This window comes from Streptomyces sp. NPDC017095, from assembly GCF_044332325.1.
Lineage (GTDB): Bacteria > Actinomycetota > Actinomycetes > Streptomycetales > Streptomycetaceae > Streptomyces.
Genome location: NZ_JBIROU010000006.1, coordinates 455,962 through 471,016, shown reverse-complemented (window position 1 = coordinate 471,016; position 15,055 = coordinate 455,962). Strand labels below are relative to the sequence as shown.

The 15,055-nt window shown below is 69.0% G+C and carries 13 protein-coding genes and 5 pseudogenes; 5 read left to right on the top strand and 13 right to left on the bottom strand.

Translation table 11 applies throughout. The annotated features are described in order from the left end of the window. Positions 1 to 164 precede the first annotated feature (164 nt). Positions 165 to 601: pseudogene (locus ACH4OA_RS15240) on the top strand (hypothetical protein). Here ACH4OA_RS15240 and ACH4OA_RS15235 read toward each other — a convergent pair. Continuing rightward, positions 594 to 920: pseudogene (locus ACH4OA_RS15235) on the bottom strand (transposase); the annotation flags it as partial. The pseudogenes ACH4OA_RS15240 and ACH4OA_RS15235 overlap by 8 nt on opposite strands. 427 nt (positions 921 to 1,347) lie before the next feature. Here ACH4OA_RS15235 and ACH4OA_RS15230 point away from each other — a divergent pair. After that, a complete protein-coding gene (locus ACH4OA_RS15230; RefSeq protein WP_397936198.1) occupies positions 1,348 to 1,779 on the top strand; it encodes a DUF5958 family protein in 432 nt (143 codons plus the stop codon). A gap of 223 nt (positions 1,780 to 2,002) precedes the next feature. On the opposite strand, the gene ACH4OA_RS15225 is transcribed toward ACH4OA_RS15230, so the two are convergent. The 4 genes from ACH4OA_RS15225 to ACH4OA_RS15210 all read right to left on the bottom strand — a co-directional run bounded on the left by ACH4OA_RS15225 (position 2,003) and on the right by ACH4OA_RS15210 (position 4,619). Next, on the bottom strand, positions 2,003 to 2,776 hold the full coding sequence (locus tag ACH4OA_RS15225) for a transposase (protein ID WP_397936197.1): 774 nt from the start codon (positions 2,774 to 2,776) through the stop codon (positions 2,003 to 2,005). 205 nt (positions 2,777 to 2,981) lie between these two features. Further along, positions 2,982 to 3,188, bottom strand: a complete 207-nt coding sequence (locus ACH4OA_RS15220) for a hypothetical protein (RefSeq protein WP_397936195.1) — start codon at positions 3,186 to 3,188, stop codon at positions 2,982 to 2,984. Continuing rightward, on the bottom strand, positions 3,158 to 3,775 hold the full coding sequence (locus tag ACH4OA_RS15215) for an MFS transporter (RefSeq protein ID WP_397936193.1): 618 nt from the start codon (positions 3,773 to 3,775) through the stop codon (positions 3,158 to 3,160). The genes ACH4OA_RS15220 and ACH4OA_RS15215 overlap by 31 nt, the downstream gene beginning before the upstream one ends. Before the next feature lie 94 nt (positions 3,776 to 3,869). Next, positions 3,870 to 4,619 (bottom strand): transposase family protein, encoded by a 750-nt coding sequence (locus ACH4OA_RS15210; protein ID WP_397969360.1) that lies wholly within the window; start codon positions 4,617 to 4,619, stop codon positions 3,870 to 3,872. Positions 4,620 to 5,126: 507 nt separating this feature from the next. Here ACH4OA_RS15210 and ACH4OA_RS15205 point away from each other — a divergent pair. Beyond that, positions 5,127 to 5,324, top strand: a pseudogene (locus tag ACH4OA_RS15205) (IS5/IS1182 family transposase); the annotation flags it as partial. A 139-nt stretch (positions 5,325 to 5,463) separates the two neighbouring features. Then, positions 5,464 to 5,949, top strand: a complete 486-nt coding sequence (locus ACH4OA_RS15200) for a hypothetical protein (protein WP_397969359.1) — start codon at positions 5,464 to 5,466, stop codon at positions 5,947 to 5,949. Between the two features lie 633 nt (positions 5,950 to 6,582). Here ACH4OA_RS15200 and ACH4OA_RS15195 read toward each other — a convergent pair. Genes ACH4OA_RS15195 through ACH4OA_RS15185 form a run of 3 tightly spaced genes read right to left on the bottom strand, consistent with a single transcriptional unit; the run spans position 6,583 to position 10,432 of the window. Then, on the bottom strand, positions 6,583 to 7,602 hold the full coding sequence (locus ACH4OA_RS15195) for an AAA family ATPase (RefSeq protein ID WP_397969357.1): 1,020 nt from the start codon (positions 7,600 to 7,602) through the stop codon (positions 6,583 to 6,585). After that, positions 7,599 to 9,659: a Mu transposase C-terminal domain-containing protein gene (locus tag ACH4OA_RS15190; protein WP_397969356.1), complete on the bottom strand. Its 2,061-nt coding sequence runs from the start codon at positions 9,657 to 9,659 to the stop codon at positions 7,599 to 7,601. Before ACH4OA_RS15190 ends, ACH4OA_RS15195 begins: the two co-directional genes overlap by 4 nt. After that, positions 9,656 to 10,432, bottom strand: a complete 777-nt coding sequence (locus tag ACH4OA_RS15185) for a TnsA-like heteromeric transposase endonuclease subunit (RefSeq protein WP_397969355.1) — start codon at positions 10,430 to 10,432, stop codon at positions 9,656 to 9,658. Before ACH4OA_RS15185 ends, ACH4OA_RS15190 begins: the two co-directional genes overlap by 4 nt. A 70-nt stretch (positions 10,433 to 10,502) precedes the next feature. Here ACH4OA_RS15185 and ACH4OA_RS15180 point away from each other — a divergent pair. After that, positions 10,503 to 10,823, top strand: a pseudogene (locus ACH4OA_RS15180) (IS5/IS1182 family transposase); the annotation flags it as partial. A gap of 417 nt (positions 10,824 to 11,240) precedes the next feature. On the opposite strand, the gene ACH4OA_RS15175 reads toward ACH4OA_RS15180, so the two are convergent. The 5 genes and pseudogenes from ACH4OA_RS15175 to ACH4OA_RS15155 all read right to left on the bottom strand — a co-directional run. Continuing rightward, positions 11,241 to 11,399, bottom strand: a complete 159-nt coding sequence (locus tag ACH4OA_RS15175; protein WP_397936191.1) for a hypothetical protein — start codon at positions 11,397 to 11,399, stop codon at positions 11,241 to 11,243. A gap of 159 nt (positions 11,400 to 11,558) precedes the next feature. Continuing rightward, positions 11,559 to 12,718, bottom strand: a protein-coding gene (locus tag ACH4OA_RS15170) for an IS3 family transposase (RefSeq protein ID WP_397936232.1) whose coding sequence is annotated in 2 segments (ribosomal slippage) — positions 11,559 to 12,436 and positions 12,436 to 12,718 — 1,161 coding nt in all. Because the reading frame shifts where the segments join, the coding sequence is not laid out codon by codon here. A gap of 246 nt (positions 12,719 to 12,964) precedes the next feature. Beyond that, positions 12,965 to 13,855: an NmrA/HSCARG family protein gene (locus ACH4OA_RS15165; protein ID WP_397936231.1), complete on the bottom strand. Its 891-nt coding sequence runs from the start codon at positions 13,853 to 13,855 to the stop codon at positions 12,965 to 12,967. Between the two features lie 83 nt (positions 13,856 to 13,938). Continuing rightward, positions 13,939 to 14,379: a MarR family winged helix-turn-helix transcriptional regulator gene (locus ACH4OA_RS15160; protein WP_397945379.1), complete on the bottom strand. Its 441-nt coding sequence runs from the start codon at positions 14,377 to 14,379 to the stop codon at positions 13,939 to 13,941. Between the two features lie 407 nt (positions 14,380 to 14,786). Beyond that, positions 14,787 to 15,023: pseudogene (locus tag ACH4OA_RS15155) on the bottom strand (helix-turn-helix domain-containing protein); the annotation flags it as partial. Between the last annotated feature and the right edge of the window lie 32 nt (positions 15,024 to 15,055).

The following is a 15,055-nucleotide window of genomic DNA, read 5'->3' as shown; positions in this document are numbered from 1 at the left end:
ACCACCCCCCAGGTCATCCGATCGACAGGGGGCAACAGTCATGCCGGGCCCGGAGGCCAGCGGCCCTCTTGCAGGACCGCGAAGAAGATAACGGGGTGCCCCTATGTCTTTGGTCAAGGGCCAACGGGGTGCGATGGGTCGGCATGCCGGGGCAGCATGGCGCCGTGGCCGATCTGTTGTGGGATGACGTGAAGTGCTTCTTCGACCTGGACCTGATGGGGTCGCTGCCGGACGTGCGTGTCCCGGATGCCTCGGTGGAGGACTGTCAGTCGGTCCTCGACTTGATCGCGGAGAAGGGCTGGCAGTGCCAGGGTCCCGCCCGGCGGATGCCGAGTGTCCTGAGCTGCGGGTCTGGCCGACGGCCGATGTGCTGGCGATCTTCCGGTTCCATGCCGATGACGAAGTCGACTTCGACGTCGACCTGCGGGAGTTGCAGGGCCAGGATCGACTTGATGTGTTCTGCGGCTTCCTTCGGGAGGTCGGGCGGCGTCTGGGCAAGCCGGTGCTGATGGACCCGGAAGGCGAGGACGGCCATCCGGTGCTCGGCTTTGATGTCGAGGCTGGTCGGGTCGTTCTCCTCGCAGACCCGCAGGTCAGGTGACTGGGGCCGACGGCCGCGGTTCGTAGAAGGTTCCGTCGCGGAGCATCGCGAACAGGACGTCGGCCCGGCGTCTGGCGAGGCAGAGCAGGGCCTGGGTGTGGTGCTTTCCTTGGGCGATCTTCTTGTCGTAGTAGGCCCGCGATGCCGGGTCGCCGAGTGCGGCGAAGGCGGAGAGGAAGAAGGCCCGTTTGAGCTGCTTGTTCCCTCTCCTGGACGGTTGTTCGCCGCGGATCGAGGAGTCCGAGCTGCGAGTGGCCGGGGCGAGACCGGCGTAGGCGGCGAGGTGGCCGGCGGTGGGGAAGGTGCTGCCGTCGCCGACCGCTTGTTTCCGATGCCGCGCCCTGATCGTCCACGCGACAGAACGTCCCCGGCTTGTCGAGATCCGCGACAACCTCCTCACGCGCATCTTGGAAGCCGAGAGGGAAGCCTGGCGCGGCGAGATCGAAGGGCTTCAGAGCAGCCTGACCCACGCCGAGGAGAAGCTAGCCCAGCTCGACGCCCACATCTACCGGAAGCAGGAGTCTGTCGACCTGGGAATTCCTACCTTCTGGGGAATCGCTGCCCGCACCACTGCGGCGATTCCCCCGCCAGAGCCACGTGACTGATGAGGATCTGTAACATCGGCCAGTGCTGCTCTTCGCTCCCTGCTTGATTGCCGGAGGTAGCGGTGGCCAGGGGTCGCCCCTGCTGTGTCGGGTGCTGGTGCCGGCCCTCGCCCGGAAGCAGCGTCGTGAAACCATCCAGCGATGACTGAACCGAGCAGCGACGACGGACGCAACTTCCGGCGCGAGACCGAGCGGGTCGTCAACGAGATCGCCCAGGGGCTCTGCACGTTGGACGCTGGTGTGAGGTGGTTCTCCGGCCTCGCCCCGACACGCCAGCAGATAGTTCTGCAGGAGGTCGCTGGCTATGCGATGCAGGCGCACATTACAGCTGCGGACGGCCGTGCGGGGGTGGCGCGGTCTGGTGTGAAGCCCACGGCTAACCCCTCGGTCATGATCTGCATGGACCCGCCCCGCTACGGGTTCGCGGGCCTGCCCTCCGCCGAACACGTCACGGCGTTCCGCGTCATCGTTTCCGTGTTCGCCGTTGCCGACACTCGCCGCCGCGAGAGGTACTGCAAAGGCGCCTGCGGACATGCATGGCACAATCTGCCGGCGACGACCGAGCGGCCGTAGCATTGGCCGTTCCAGATCGAGCTGGGCTAGTTATCGAGCGGTCCCTCCTGAGTGACATCCGTTCGTAGGTCAACGCGCTGCGGGTGGGGAGAAGTGTGAGCAGGCATGGGAACCCTCTGAACATCGGATGGGGGAATTCAACGATCCTCATCATCTCCCCGTCGCCCAAGAGGTTGTCCCTTAAATGCCGAGGGGCGTGCTGGTTGACCTGCTTGTTTGCCTGTCATCCGGTGAGGGTGAGGTTGTACAGGCGGGCGATGCCGAGCATGGCGTGGTGGACGCCGTCGCCTTTCAGGCGGCAGTCGCGCAGGATCTTCCAGCTCTTCATGCGGGCGAAGGTGTGCTCGACTCGGGCGCGGACCTTGCGGTGGGAGGCGTTGTGGTCCTCCTTCCAAGCGGGCAGTTCCTCGTTCTTGTACCGGCGGTAGTGCGGGATGACCAGGCCGGTGCCGCGGTAGCCGCCGTCGGCGATCACCGTGGGGGTGGTACCGACGGCGGCCTTCACGCCGGAGCCCTGCCAGGCCCGGCAGTCGTTGCGGTTGCCGGGCAGCGGCCGGCCGACGGCGACGACCAGGCGGGTGTCGGCGTCGATGGCGACCTGGTGGTTGGTGGAGTAGCGGTAGTTCTTGGCTGACGCGGCCACGGCCCGGTCGCGGGTGGGAACCAGCGTGCCGTCCACGATGAGCACGGTCTCCTTGCGGAAGTGCCGTCGGGGCTGGAGGGCGAGGGCCGGTCCGAGGTGGTCGACGATCCGGTCGGCCGCCGACTTCGAGACTCCGAACAGCAGGGCGAGCTGGCGCAGGGTGAGGTTGGTGCGCCAGTACGCGGCCACCGGCAGCACCCGGTCCTCCAAGGGAAGCGACCACGGCCGGCCCTTGCGGACCGGATCGGCCCCCTCACGCCGCAGCGCGGTGATCAGCTTGTTGAACTGCCGCGGGCTCAGCCCGGTGAACGGACCTATCCAAGAGGGTTCCGACGCCGTGATCACACCAGCCACGACAAGATCATCCCACTCTGACCAGCAGTTACGGGACAACCTCAAGTACGGGACACCCCTGGTAGTTCGGAGAAGCCAAGTCGCGTATCACCCCGGCTCGCCACCGGGACCGATCCACGTCAGCCCGTCCCTGCGGAAGCCGGCCCAGAGGACCGCCGGCCCTCCGCAGATCCGCGTCTCGTCCCGGCAGGGAAACAATTTCCTGTCAAGTGCTGCGGCCCCAGGCGCGGGGGCGGACGATGGTTCTGCTGCGGGCGGTGTGGTCGACGGCGGCTTCGGCGTAGCGCAGGGCGGCGGAGGGCTTGCCGGTCCGGAGCAGGTACAGCGCCCACAACGTGTTCAGGGGTGCCAGGGCGCCCGAGGTCGTGGCGTTGACCAGGGTCAGGGTGCGCAGCCGGTGGTCGCCGTGCACGTAGTGCAGGCCCTCACCGATCGCGGTGTGCAGCCGGCGTCCTTTCTCTGCCGGCCGGGGGCTTTCGGGGGCCTGGATGCGGGCGGTGCACCAGGCGCTGACGAGGTAGGCCAGGAGGACAGGACGTCCCCGAGTAGTGCCCGGGCCGGGCCGAGGAGCGCGGTCAGGGCGGCGCCGAGGCTGCTGCCCGCGGTGGCAGCGACGGCGAAGAGAGCGCCGATGCGGCTGTTGCTCCGTTGGATCAGGGACCGGTCGACCAGGCTGGGCAGGAGACTGATCGCGGCTGCATCGTGCAGCACGCCTGCCCCGCCCAGGACGGCCGCGACCACCATCAGCTGGGGCAGGGAGAGCCGGTCCAGTACGGCCGCCACCGGCACGCTGGCCAGCGCGGCGGCGCTGATCAGATCACCGGTGATCATCTGCTTGTGCTTGGCGTGGCGGTCGGCCAGCGCCCCGGCGTGCAAGGCCAGCATTGCGGGCCGAAGTTGGCTCAGGAAGGTCAGCCAGGCGACCTCGGCGGTGGTCGCGTGCAGTTCGAGTACCGCCAGCACGGGGATCACCATGGCGCTGACCGAGCTGCCGGTCACGCTGGCCGCCTGTCCGGTCAGGTACCGGCGGAAGTCGTGGTGCCGCCACAGCGATGGCCGGGCGCCGGGGAGGGCGAGGGGTCAGTGAGCCTCTTCAGCGTTGCCGCTCCAGGGTGAGAATGGCTTTGGCGATTGACGTCATGCGGTTGGGGCTGCAGCGGGACCTGCGGAAGATCCGCCAGGACTTCAGGCAGGCCACGCCGCGCTCAACCGGTGCCCGTGCCGCGGCCAGAGCCCGGTTGACCGTCTTCTCGGTAGGGGTGAGTTCCCGCAGGGGCCTGCGTTTGATGCCCGTGGTCAGCCAGGGGCCACCGCCTTGGTAGGCGGGATCGGCCAGGATGGGGACGCCCTGGCGCTCGCGGATGCGGATGATCCGGTGGGTGCGGGCGGCGGTCAGGTCGTGGGAGCGGCCCGGCAGCGCGGGCGAGAGCCACAGCAGCCGGCCGTCCGGATCGGTGACTACCTGCACGTTCACCCCGTGCCGGCGGTGCTTGTGGGAGTAGTCGGGCCGTCCGTCGCCGATCCGGTCGCACTCGGCGAGCGTGCCGTCCAGGAGGACGAAGTCCGGATTCTGCTCGCGTAGGACCTTCAGCAGGCCCGGTGCACGGTCGGCGAGGAGGTCGATGACCGTGCTGGTGTAGGCGTGGGCGGTGGACTCGCTGATCCCGAACCAGGCAGCGACTTTCGCCAGGGTGGTGTGCTCGCGCAGGTACACCAGTGCCACTATCGCGCGCTGGGACGGACGGAGCTTGCAGCGGCGGTCACCCTCACGGGTGACGATGAGCATGGTGACCCACTCCACGAGCGCATGTGGCAGGTCGAGTGCGGCAGGATAGATGACCAACGAGGCCCCTGAGCAGCGTGGTTGAGACGTCAGACATCTCGATCAACTACCCGGCGGCCTCGCTCGTTGCGCTTCACGGACCGTCACCCGATCGGTGGCCCGCTCGAAGAAGCTCACTGAAGCCGCGCCGAATCTCTCGGTGACCTGCGGAGGCGGGGCAGGCTCCGCGAAACGCCTATGGGGCGGATGCGCGCGGCTTTGAGAAGCGATGCCCTCCAGGCTCCTGGAGGCTCGTACGCGTCTGACCGAGGCCCAGAGTGCGGCTGCCTCTGCAGGCTTCGGCCGGCCTTTTGCTGACCCGATGCTGACTTCACTGACGAGTCATCAGGTATGGATGCGCTGCTGCTGCCGCTGGTCCGCTGCCATCGCTACGTTCGGGACCGAGGTGTCGGTCTGGTGGTTGCCGATCTGCCGGGCGCGAAGAGAGGGACCGGACCGAAAGGCGCGGTCCCCAGCGCGTTGCATTGTAGGGATGTGCCAAGACCGCGGTTCAACTAGGTCAGGCCGCCCCGGCACCACCGCCCCGACGAGGGACTCGGACGGTCCCGGCGTGGCCTGACCTGCAAGATTCATTTCGCGGGCGAAGGCGGCTGCCGCCCCGTGGCTCTCCTGCTCACGCCGGGCCAGTGGAGCGACGCCCCGCAGATGGTCGAGGTCCTGGACCGGATCCGGGTCCCCCGGCCGCTGGGCGGACGACCCCGCACCCTGACCTCTGACAAGTGATCTTGACCGTTTGCCAGGTGAGTTTGACTTGCCCTGTCTCTCTATCCGTGGACAGTTCGGAGACCTCCGCGCAGGTAGGCCGACGTCTTCATGCTCAAGCGGCTCCTGCGAGGATGCAGCCATGGATGATGCAGATCTCCTCGAAGCGCTCCTCCTTTCCCTGGCTAGCGAGGAGAGTGTGTACTCGCGCTGGTGCTGGAGTTCGGGAGCTGATCTTGCGCACCATGTCCGCGAGCTCGCGACGACCGCCGAAGCTGACTGGGCTCATGAGGCGGTCGTGGGCGCCACTGGACCGACCACTCTCAAGGAGATCGAGGCGGCCCTTCGTCCGGTCACGCGCGACACCGCAGCCGAGTTGATGGTCAACCTCTCCACCGACAGCCTGGTGTTCCCGGGGCATCCGCGGCGCGACCTCGCCCACGCAAAACGGGCTGTGACGAAGGCGATCTCGATTCTGGGCCCGGGGTCGGAGTGGTTCTCCAACATCGACGGTCTCTGGGAGAGCGGACGCGCATGGAATCCGGTCACCAGGCACACCTTCGACGGTGTAGTCGCCGGCCGGGGAGCCGGATTCGTTGTCGTGCTCCTGCAGGTCGGCGAGGACTGAAAGCCTTGCTGGACCACGCGAAGGTCCTGAGACTCCCGGACTCGCCCGGGAGAAGGCATGATCGCCCGGGTCAAGCGGATTCGTCCTCGACTGCGTCCGGGTTCTCGTAGAGGGCCAGCTCTGCTTGTTGCGCGCGAACGTTTCTGCCATGGCATCGGGGTGAACAGGCACTGCGTGGGCTGACCGCGGGCCGGATGAACTGGGCTCCGCAGCCGGGGCAGGGCAGGACTTGTTTCTGGTCCGGGAGGATGCCGTTGCTGGAGGGTGCGCTCTTCAGGAGGTCGTCTCTGCGTCGGCATCGGGCCGAGCACCACCAGGGAGCCGGGCCGGCCTCGACGTTCGGTCTGGGCGGGCGACCGCAGTACTCGCAGAGCAGGAGGTCCGGTGGCGGTGGTGGCGTGCGTTCCAGGACTTCTCGAAGTTCAAGGGGGTCGCGTCCGGTTGCGGCGGCGAGTCGGGACCAGCTGAGGGTGCCGCGGTAGCGAGGTGGGTCGCAGAGGCAGGTGTGCAGGTAGCCCGGCTTGAGGTAGTTCGCCGTGGCCAGGCGGGCGATGAAGGACTGGGCGCTTTCGCAGGGCCGGGGGAAGACCTGGATCGGCAGTTCCACGATCCGCAGGACCAGGGGGTCTCGGCTCACGTTCTGGCCTGCCTTGGCCGAGGGGCCTGCGTGGTAGCCGTGACGTCGAGAGGAATGGCTTCGAGTTCCGCTCGGGTGATCTTCTCGGTGCCGGTGAGGATGGCGTCGATCGCGGCTCCGCGGATCTGGTGGGAGAGGGCGCCGATCATGCCGCCGGTGCGGTCGTGGAGGTAGCGGTCCAGGTCGGCGAGGGTGCCCGGCTTGTGGTGGTGCAGCAGCAGGGTGTCCTCCATCGTCTTGACCAGGCCCTTCCACTCGTCGTTGTAGGGGAAGGGGTGGGTCGGGATGAGGGTGAAGCGGCCGGCGATCTGGGCTCCGCGGGTGCCCGAGAGGATCGAGCTGTGCTCGATGTCGATCCCGGCGTAGATGAACGTCGCGGGGATGCGCTCGGAGAAGTACTTCAGGGTGTCGGAGACCTCGGCGCCCTGGCGGGTGCTCAGGGAGATGTTGTGGACCTCGTCGACGATCACGAGGCCGGTGCGGGCGGTGGTGCAGACGCCGACGACGGCCTCGATGATGTCGGTGGTGTTGAGCCGGCGGTGCACCGGCAGGCCCAGGAAGCGCGCGAACTCCGCGGCGATCATGCGGGCGGTCGCCGCGGGCGGGACGGTGATGTAGAGGACCGGGATCCGGCCGTGGGCGTCGGGGTGGACGTGGCGGTCGTTGAGCTCGTGCGCGAGGCCGAGCTGGGTGAGCGCGATGGTCTTCCCGGTGCCGGCCGGGCCGGAGACGATCAGGCCCCGGCGGGCGCTGATCGCGTGCCGGTTCAGCATGACCAGGCGGCGGCCCGTGGTGACGGTGTGGCGGACGGTGGAGGTGGCCACGACCATCAGGCGGGCGTGATGGTCGATGCGAAGATCATCCAGCTTCAGGCGGGTTTCCTTGGGCAGCTTGGCGTACGACTTCGGCGACGGCGCCGGTATGTGGGGCGGCTTCGGGCCGCCGGCCACGAACCTGCGCCAGCCGTCCTTCGTGGTCAGGTGCTGCCCGGCGTCGTCGGTGTCCGGCAGCGTCATCGTCGTCTCCAGGGATCTTCGAGCGGGTCGAACAGACCGAGCGGGATCACGTCGGCGAGCTTCTCCTCGGCCTCCGGCTCGGGGGCGGGGGCGGGCTCGTCAGTGGCCTGAGCGGGCAGCGGGGTCGCCGGCCCGGCCGCCTTGGTCTGGGCGGCGACCCGGCGGTCGCGTCTGGTCGCCTTCGGCTTCGGCTTCGGTTCGCCCGCCGGTCCGGCGTGGGCCCGGGTCAGCAGGGAGGCGACGGCGTCAGCGATCTCCGCCTCCGTGGCGCCGGGCATCTGGTGGCTGACGTGGTCCCAGGCCAGATCGCCGAACGGCACCGGTGCCCGGTGGAGCTGCTTCCAGGTCGCCTGGATCCACCGGCGCCCGTCGGTGCGGTGGTCGCGTACCCAGATCTGGGAGACGTCGTAGGGGTCGCGGTGGACCTCCCAGAGCCCGCGCTTGGCGCGGATCCCGGAGTCCTGGCGCCGCAGCGGGGTCAGGTCGGGGCTGTCGTAGATGCGGTTCTTGACCCGGATCCCGTAGTCGTTGACCGCCCGCCAGTCCGAGGGCAGCAACTCGACGTAGTCGTCGCCGGTGAGCGCGACGGGGACGTAGCCGCATGCCTCGACCAGCGCCGCGTACTTCTGGTTCGGCGTGAACAGTCGGCCCGGGTGGGCGGGGTCGCGCAGGCCGTCGTGCGGCCGGTTCTGCCAGTGCGCGACGATCCACTCGTCCAGGAGTTCCTGCAGCGACCAGATCCGCTCGCGCTCCGGGTGACGGCTGCGGTGGTCCGCGCTGCGGCCGGTGTAGCCGGGCAGGAACTGGACGAACAGCGTCGCCACCGAGCCCAGCATCGACTCGATGTGTCCCTTCTCGAAGCCGGAGCCCTTGTGCGCGGGCTGGAAGTCGATCTCCAGGAACCGGCAGGACGATTTGAAGTTCCGGGAGATGAACGCCTTGCCGTGGTCGCAGACGATCATCTCCGGGACGATCACCGGGCGAGCCGCCGCGTGCTCCAGGCGCTCGTCCAGGCTCAGCAGCCGGCGGTGCGGCAGCACCGAGCGCGACATCCTCAGCACGTCCGCCCAGCCGGGCCGCATCAACTCCGGGGTGACCGTCCGGGCCAGCAGCACGCTCGCGTCGACCGACTTCGTGGTCGGCCGCAGCACCGCCGCGGTGAGCGTCCTCGTGGCCACGTCGATCATGGCCGTGAGCTCGACCCGGCCCGGGACGCCGTCATCCAGCAGGACCATCACATCCAGCGGGGTCGAGTCGATCTGCATGACCTCGCCCGGGGCGAACGCCGGGAGCTCGCCGAACGGGGCCTTCGCCCCGTGGGCCTTGGAACGGCGGGTGCTCGCCGCGCTGAAGGTATGGGTGCCGTCGGTCAGCTTCGCCAGCAGCCGGTAGAGGGTGCGCTCGGAGGGCACTTCGAGATCCTCGGTCCCTGAGGTCTCGTGCAGGATCTCCCTGGTCCGCCAGAGGATGAACGACCCCGTCCGGGTGGAGGCGTCGACGGCTTCGCCGATGGCCGTGCGCATCGCCGTCACCACCCGCTCGTCCACCGAGCCGAACTCAGGCCGCTTCGCGGCCTGGCGGTGATCGACCAGGCCCAGCACACCCTCGGCCTGGTAGCGGCGCCGCAGGTTGGCGACCGCGCTGGCCGACACCTTGGTCCCGGCCGCCGTCAGCTCAGCGGCCTTGGCCCGCTGGCGGGCCGTCAGCGATCGATCCAGACCGTACTCCGGCCGCGGTGTGGTGTCCGGACCGGCCTCCGGGGGCCGCCCGTGCAGCACTTCGAGGATGTGCCCCTCCCACCACAGCGCCTTCTCGACCGCTTTGGCCGGGAACGTCTCCAGCCGTGACGAGGCCGGAAGCGGCATCCGGACCGGGATGTCGATGACGGCGAAGTCCGCTTCGCCCGTCAGGTCCTCCACCGCCACGACGCGCTGGCCGGCCTCCGTGTCCGTCAGCGTCACCGTCCTGGCCGTCACGCCCACCACGGCACGGACCTGCGCGGCGAAGCGCACCCATGCGCCGACCTGGATTCCGACCGGCCGCTGCAGCCCGCTCATCGTTCTCCCCTCGTCGTCACGACGAGGCTGTCGGACGACAGCAGCCCGCCCTCAAGATCGGCACTCAGCACGCCGGACCACAGCAGGTGGAACAGCACCGGCAGCACCAGCAGCGGGTCGCCGACCCGCTCCGCCCCGGGACGCAGCGGGGCCGGCTCCTCGAACACCCGCAGCAACCGCTCGGCGACGTCCGCTCGCGCGCAGCGGCGCCGGCGGTAGCGCGACAGCCACCGCATGTTCGCCATCAGCACCGGATCCGGCTCGCCGACGCGGGCGAACTCCCAGCCCACCGCCCGGCAGGCCCGCTCCGTCTCCTCGAACGACTCGGCGGCCGCCCGGTCGATCCGGTCACCGGCCCGCACGTCAACGACCCGGCCCCGGCCGTCTCCCAGCCGCACGAAGAAGTCGGGCGCGTGCCGACGTCGCCGCTTCCCGTCGTGCCAGTGCAGCCAGAACGGCTGCGACGCGATCCCGACCACGTCGGGATCGCGGTCCAGCAGGATCAGCCGATCCCGCTCCAGCCACGACTCGTAGCCCACGTGGGCGCCCGTCGTGGTCGAGTAGTACAGACCGGCGAAACTCTCCCCGCCCTTGGCCCAGCGGAACTCCCGGACCGGATCGGCCGCCTCGAACCGACGGTTCCAGCCCTGGCCCAACGGCAGCCGATGACGCTGCCCGGACTCGACGAAGTCCAGCTCAAAGGCCGACAGCACGGCATCGCCGTACGCCAGCGCGGCACCGGCCACGGTCTCCCCCCACCAGACGAGACCCACCGGTCAAGATCAAGTGGCAGAAACCCACTGGTCGTCAAGATCACTTGGCAAACGAACAAGATTGCCTGTCAGAGGTCACACCCGGCCGGATCACGTCAGTGGCGACAAGGCATACAGCTTCCGCCGAAACCGCCGCTACCTGCGAAGACGCCACATTCGGCACACGGTCCCGGAGCCGAAGGGCCAGCGGGCCAACCGGCGGCATAGAGGCGGAGAGGGCGGCAGGCCCGCCGGCTTCGACCGCGACCGCTACCGGCGCCGCAACGAGGTCGAGCGGACCATCAACCGACTCGAGGACTCCCGCGCCGTCGCGACCCGTTACGACAAGCGGGCCTACGTCTTCCACGGCACCGTCACCGCCGCGGCGATCCGGCTCTGGCTCCGCCAGTGATCCGCCGGACACCGGGCTCGGTCACCCCCGAAGTTTTCCACGCTCCGGGCGCAATAAGTGGCCATCGCCTTGCCGCCCACGGCTTCCCCGTCACCGGGCGAATGCCTCGTCTGCCTCGCACCTCTCCAGCACGTCTGGATAGACGTCCTCGGCCGCTATGCCTTTGCCTTCACCGGGCAGCCGGCGCCGAGCCTGCGGCCGCTGCGCGAGCACCACACGGACGATGGGGCGGTCGGAGACGAGAACGGGTAGCCACAGGTCCGCGCAGTCGAAAGCACCCGGTCCGGGTTCCGGACCGGACCGCTGTGTCGTGCGGGAGGCGCAGAGGCTACTTCCGAGGCGCACATCCGCCCAGCCGCATGACAGACGGGTCCTTCCCCCGGCGAGGACTGCGGAGGGAAGGGTCCGTCTGCCGGTTCAGGGGACGGGGGTGTAGTCGATGGCCTGGTCGGGACAGTCGTGGGCGAGGTGGGAGAGGGCGTCATGCTCGGCCGTGTCGACCGCCAGGTTCCACGTCGGCTTCACCGAGATCCAGTCCGCGGTGTAGCGGCAGGTCGCATCGGCTGCCGGCGGCATCCACTGACTCGATTCTGGTCCGCTTTCTGCCTGTTGGAGTGGGCGGTCACCGCCACCAGGTGGCGGGGGTCGGTCGGGTAGTTGGCGTAGGCGACCCGGGCCTTGACCCCGGATCCTGGACACGGGTTATGCGGCTGGTGTCAGCGTAGTTGGTGTTGCTCAGGACGCTGTCTCGTAGGCGATCGCGCTGCGGTGTCCGAGGCGGGAGTGACGGCGGCGGGTGGTGTAGCGGTGCAGCCAGCGGAACGCGTGGAGGCGGGCTTCGCGCTCGCTGGACCAGTGCTTTCGGCCCTGGAGCGTCTCCCGCTGGAACGCCGCGTTGAACGACTCGGCGAGCGCGTTGTCCGCCGGGCTGCCGATCGCGCTCATGGACTGACGGACGCCAGCCTCGCGGCAGGCGTCGGCGAACGCCCGGCTGGTGTACTGGGCGCCGTGGTCGGTGTGCATGACTGCCCCGGTGAGGCTGCCGCGGGTCCGTTCGGCGGCTGCCAGGGCATCGAGGACAAGGTCGGTTCGCATGTGATCCGCGACCACCCAACCGACGAGGCGGCGCGAGGCGAGGTCGATGACGGTGGCCCGATAGAGGAACTTCCCTCCGTCCAGCGGGATATAGGTGATGTCGCCGACGTACTTCGTGTTCGGTTCACTCGCGGTGAAGTCGCGGCCGATCAGGTCCGGAGCCTTCGCCGCGGCCGGGTCCGCCACCGTGGTGCGGTGCCTGCAGCGCAAGCGCAGACCCGCCAGGCCGGCCTGGCGCATCACGCGGGCGACCCGCTTCTGATTGACCCGCTCGCCCTCGTCGCGGAGGTCGGCGGTGATCCTCGGGACACCGCAGGTGCCGTCGGATTCCCGGTGCACGGCCCGTATTCGGACGGCGAGCCGGGCGTCGGCCGCCTGCCGTGCGGCCCGGTCCGCAGCCGTTCGGCGCCAGTAGTAGAAGCTGGAGCGGGCGATGCCGAGGATGATGCACAGCCGCTTCACGCCGTGGCGGCGCTGGTGGTCGGCGACGAACTGGAAGCGGTTCACCAGCGCGTCTCCCCGGCGAAATACTTCGCCGCCTTCCGCAGGATCTCGCGTTCTTCCTTCAGCTCGCGGACCTTCCTGCGCAGAGCGGCGTTCTCCGCCTCCAGCGGTGTGGGCGGCTCGGCCGGAACTTCCGCACGTCGTCCCCGGGGCCGACTCGCCCCGACCCAGTTCCGCAACGTCTCCGGGGTGACCCCCAGATCAGCGGTGACCGACCTGATCGTCGCTCCAGGCCGCGACTCGTACCACGCGACCGCGTCCGCCTTGAACTCCGGCGGGTAGTGCTTCATGACCACGGAACATCCGTTCTCCTTGGACTCGAGATCCAAGTGTCTCGAGTGTCCAGGATCCGGGGTCAAGGCCCATCCGCTATACGGGTCCAGACGCCGGCGCGGCGGCCTCTCGACAACCAGTGTGCCGGTGTCGGCCTCGGGCACGCCCCGGGAGCTTCGTGACTACTTCAACCGTTGGCGGATGCGTTGCCGTGTCCAGAGCGCCGAGACCGTGGGCACGATCGCGGGGCGTTCATCGCGGCCGGAGGCTCAGGAACCAGCCACGTTTGTGGGCGCGGTCCAGCCGGTAGCTCGGATCCACTCGACCAGGTCCAGGGTGGCCGGCTCGATCGAGCGCATTACCGCGAGGTCCGAAGGGTATTCCGCCGCCTTCGCGAACTCGCGGAACATCGCCTTGTCGAGGTCGTTGGGAAGCACGCTCAACGGGAGGGCCTCGTACCGTGCCGGGAGCCCGGCGCGCGCGCCGAACGCCGCGGCGATCTGGGGGCCCGTCAGCTCGTCGCCGACGAGCTCGACGGCTCCGCCGGGCGCCTCCGCGGTGTCGAGCAGGAGCGCGGCGGCGACCCGGCCGATGTCCCTGACCGAGATCATCTTCAGGGTGACGTCCTCCGGCAGCGGCAGCCTCAGCACGATCTCCCCATGCTCCAGGCTCGGTGCCATCACGCTCGCGAAGTTCTCCATGAAGGCGGTCGCGCGAACCATCGAGGCCCTGAGGCCGGACTTCCTCAGGTGCTCCTCGATCGAGTGCTTCGAGTCGTGGTGCGGCACACCCGACTCCCGGTCCGCTCCGAAGACCGAGTTGAACACGACGTGCGGGACGCCCGCCTCGACCGCCGCGTCGACGAGCGCGGTACCGATGCGGATCTCCGCCTCGACCTCTTCGAGGCTGTTCGCCTCCGGGGTCATGAAGTAGAACCCCTCGACCGTCGCCAGCGCGGCGGCCAGCGACGCCGGGTCGTCGGCCCGGATAGCCGCCAGTTCGACGCCGCGGACGGCCAGCGCCTGAGCCCGGTCGGACTGCGGGTCGCGGACCAAAGCCCGCACCCGCGCCTTGTGGTCCAGCAGCGCGTCGACCACCGCCCCGCCCTGTTGCCCCGTCGCGCCGAAGACTGCGATCGTGCCGGTCGTCTGTGTGCTCACCGCTGCCACCCCTCATTAGTTCATGCCATGAACGAAATTAGTTCATGGCATGAACTACGTCAAGGTGCGGGTGCAGCGGGACCTCACGGTGTGATGGGTGGGTTCGAGGTGGGCGAAGAGAGGTCCGAGGTGTCCACGATGGCGGTGGCCACGCGCTCGAAGTCGCGCTGGTCGTCGGCGTCGAGGTTCCTCGCGATCTCGGGCAGGCGCTTGGCGACCTCGGCGTAAACGGCCTCGGCGAGCACCTTCCCCGTGGGCGTCGCAGTGAGCATGACGACCCGTCGGTCCTGCGCCGAGCTTGCCCGGCCGACCAACTCGCGCCGCGCGGTGCGATCGACCAGCTGGCTCAATGCGTTCTTGGTCATACCCAACGACGCGGCGAGGTCAGCCATCTGCCGCGGCTCGTTCCTGACTGCGCAGAGCAGCGTGGCCTGCGAGGGGGTCAGGTCGAACTCGGCGCAGACCTGCGCGTACTTGCGTTGAATCACAACCGAGAGCCAGAAGAGCTTGTCGCCATAGTCCACGCCGACCTCCCCGGTCCGATGACGAACGAACAGCCTACTCGTCGCGGGCCGGCAGTCTGCACTGGGCGGCCTTCTGGACTCGGCCATTGGTATTCGTCCCACAATGTGGGTGATGACGGTACGACTGGCGGCCTCCTGGCTGGTCCTGGCGTTGAGCCCCGCAGGCAAGGTGCGCGAACTGCCGCTCACCGTCGCGTCAGACCATCCTGGCCGGAGAGGCGATACAGCTACGTTGCCAGAGGCAGCCGAAGAATAAACGGCTATCCGAGGCCCGAGCAGGACTCGCCCGGCGCAGGTGGTGTTCCATCCGTACTGGCAGGGCCGGAGGCGGGGAGCCTGGGCGGCTCTGCACGGTGCACGCCGTGACCGAGTTGCCTCCTGACCCGCCCCGCCTGCGGGCGATCCGCTTCCTCGTTCTCCAGCAGGAGTGCGGCCGCCGATGCCCTGAGGACCTGGGGTGAGGGATTGCGTTCGCGTCCCTGTTCCAACCGTACGTAGTAGTCGGTGCTCACCCCGGCGAGGACGGCGACCTCCTCGCGCCGCGGACCGGGGGTGCGGCGTGTCCCTGTGGGCATCCCGTGGTCCTCGGGGTGCACCAGCGCGCGCCGAGCCCGCAGGAATTCGCTCAGCCGGTTCTTGTCCATGCCTGCCAACGTACGGGCTGGCACCGCCAACC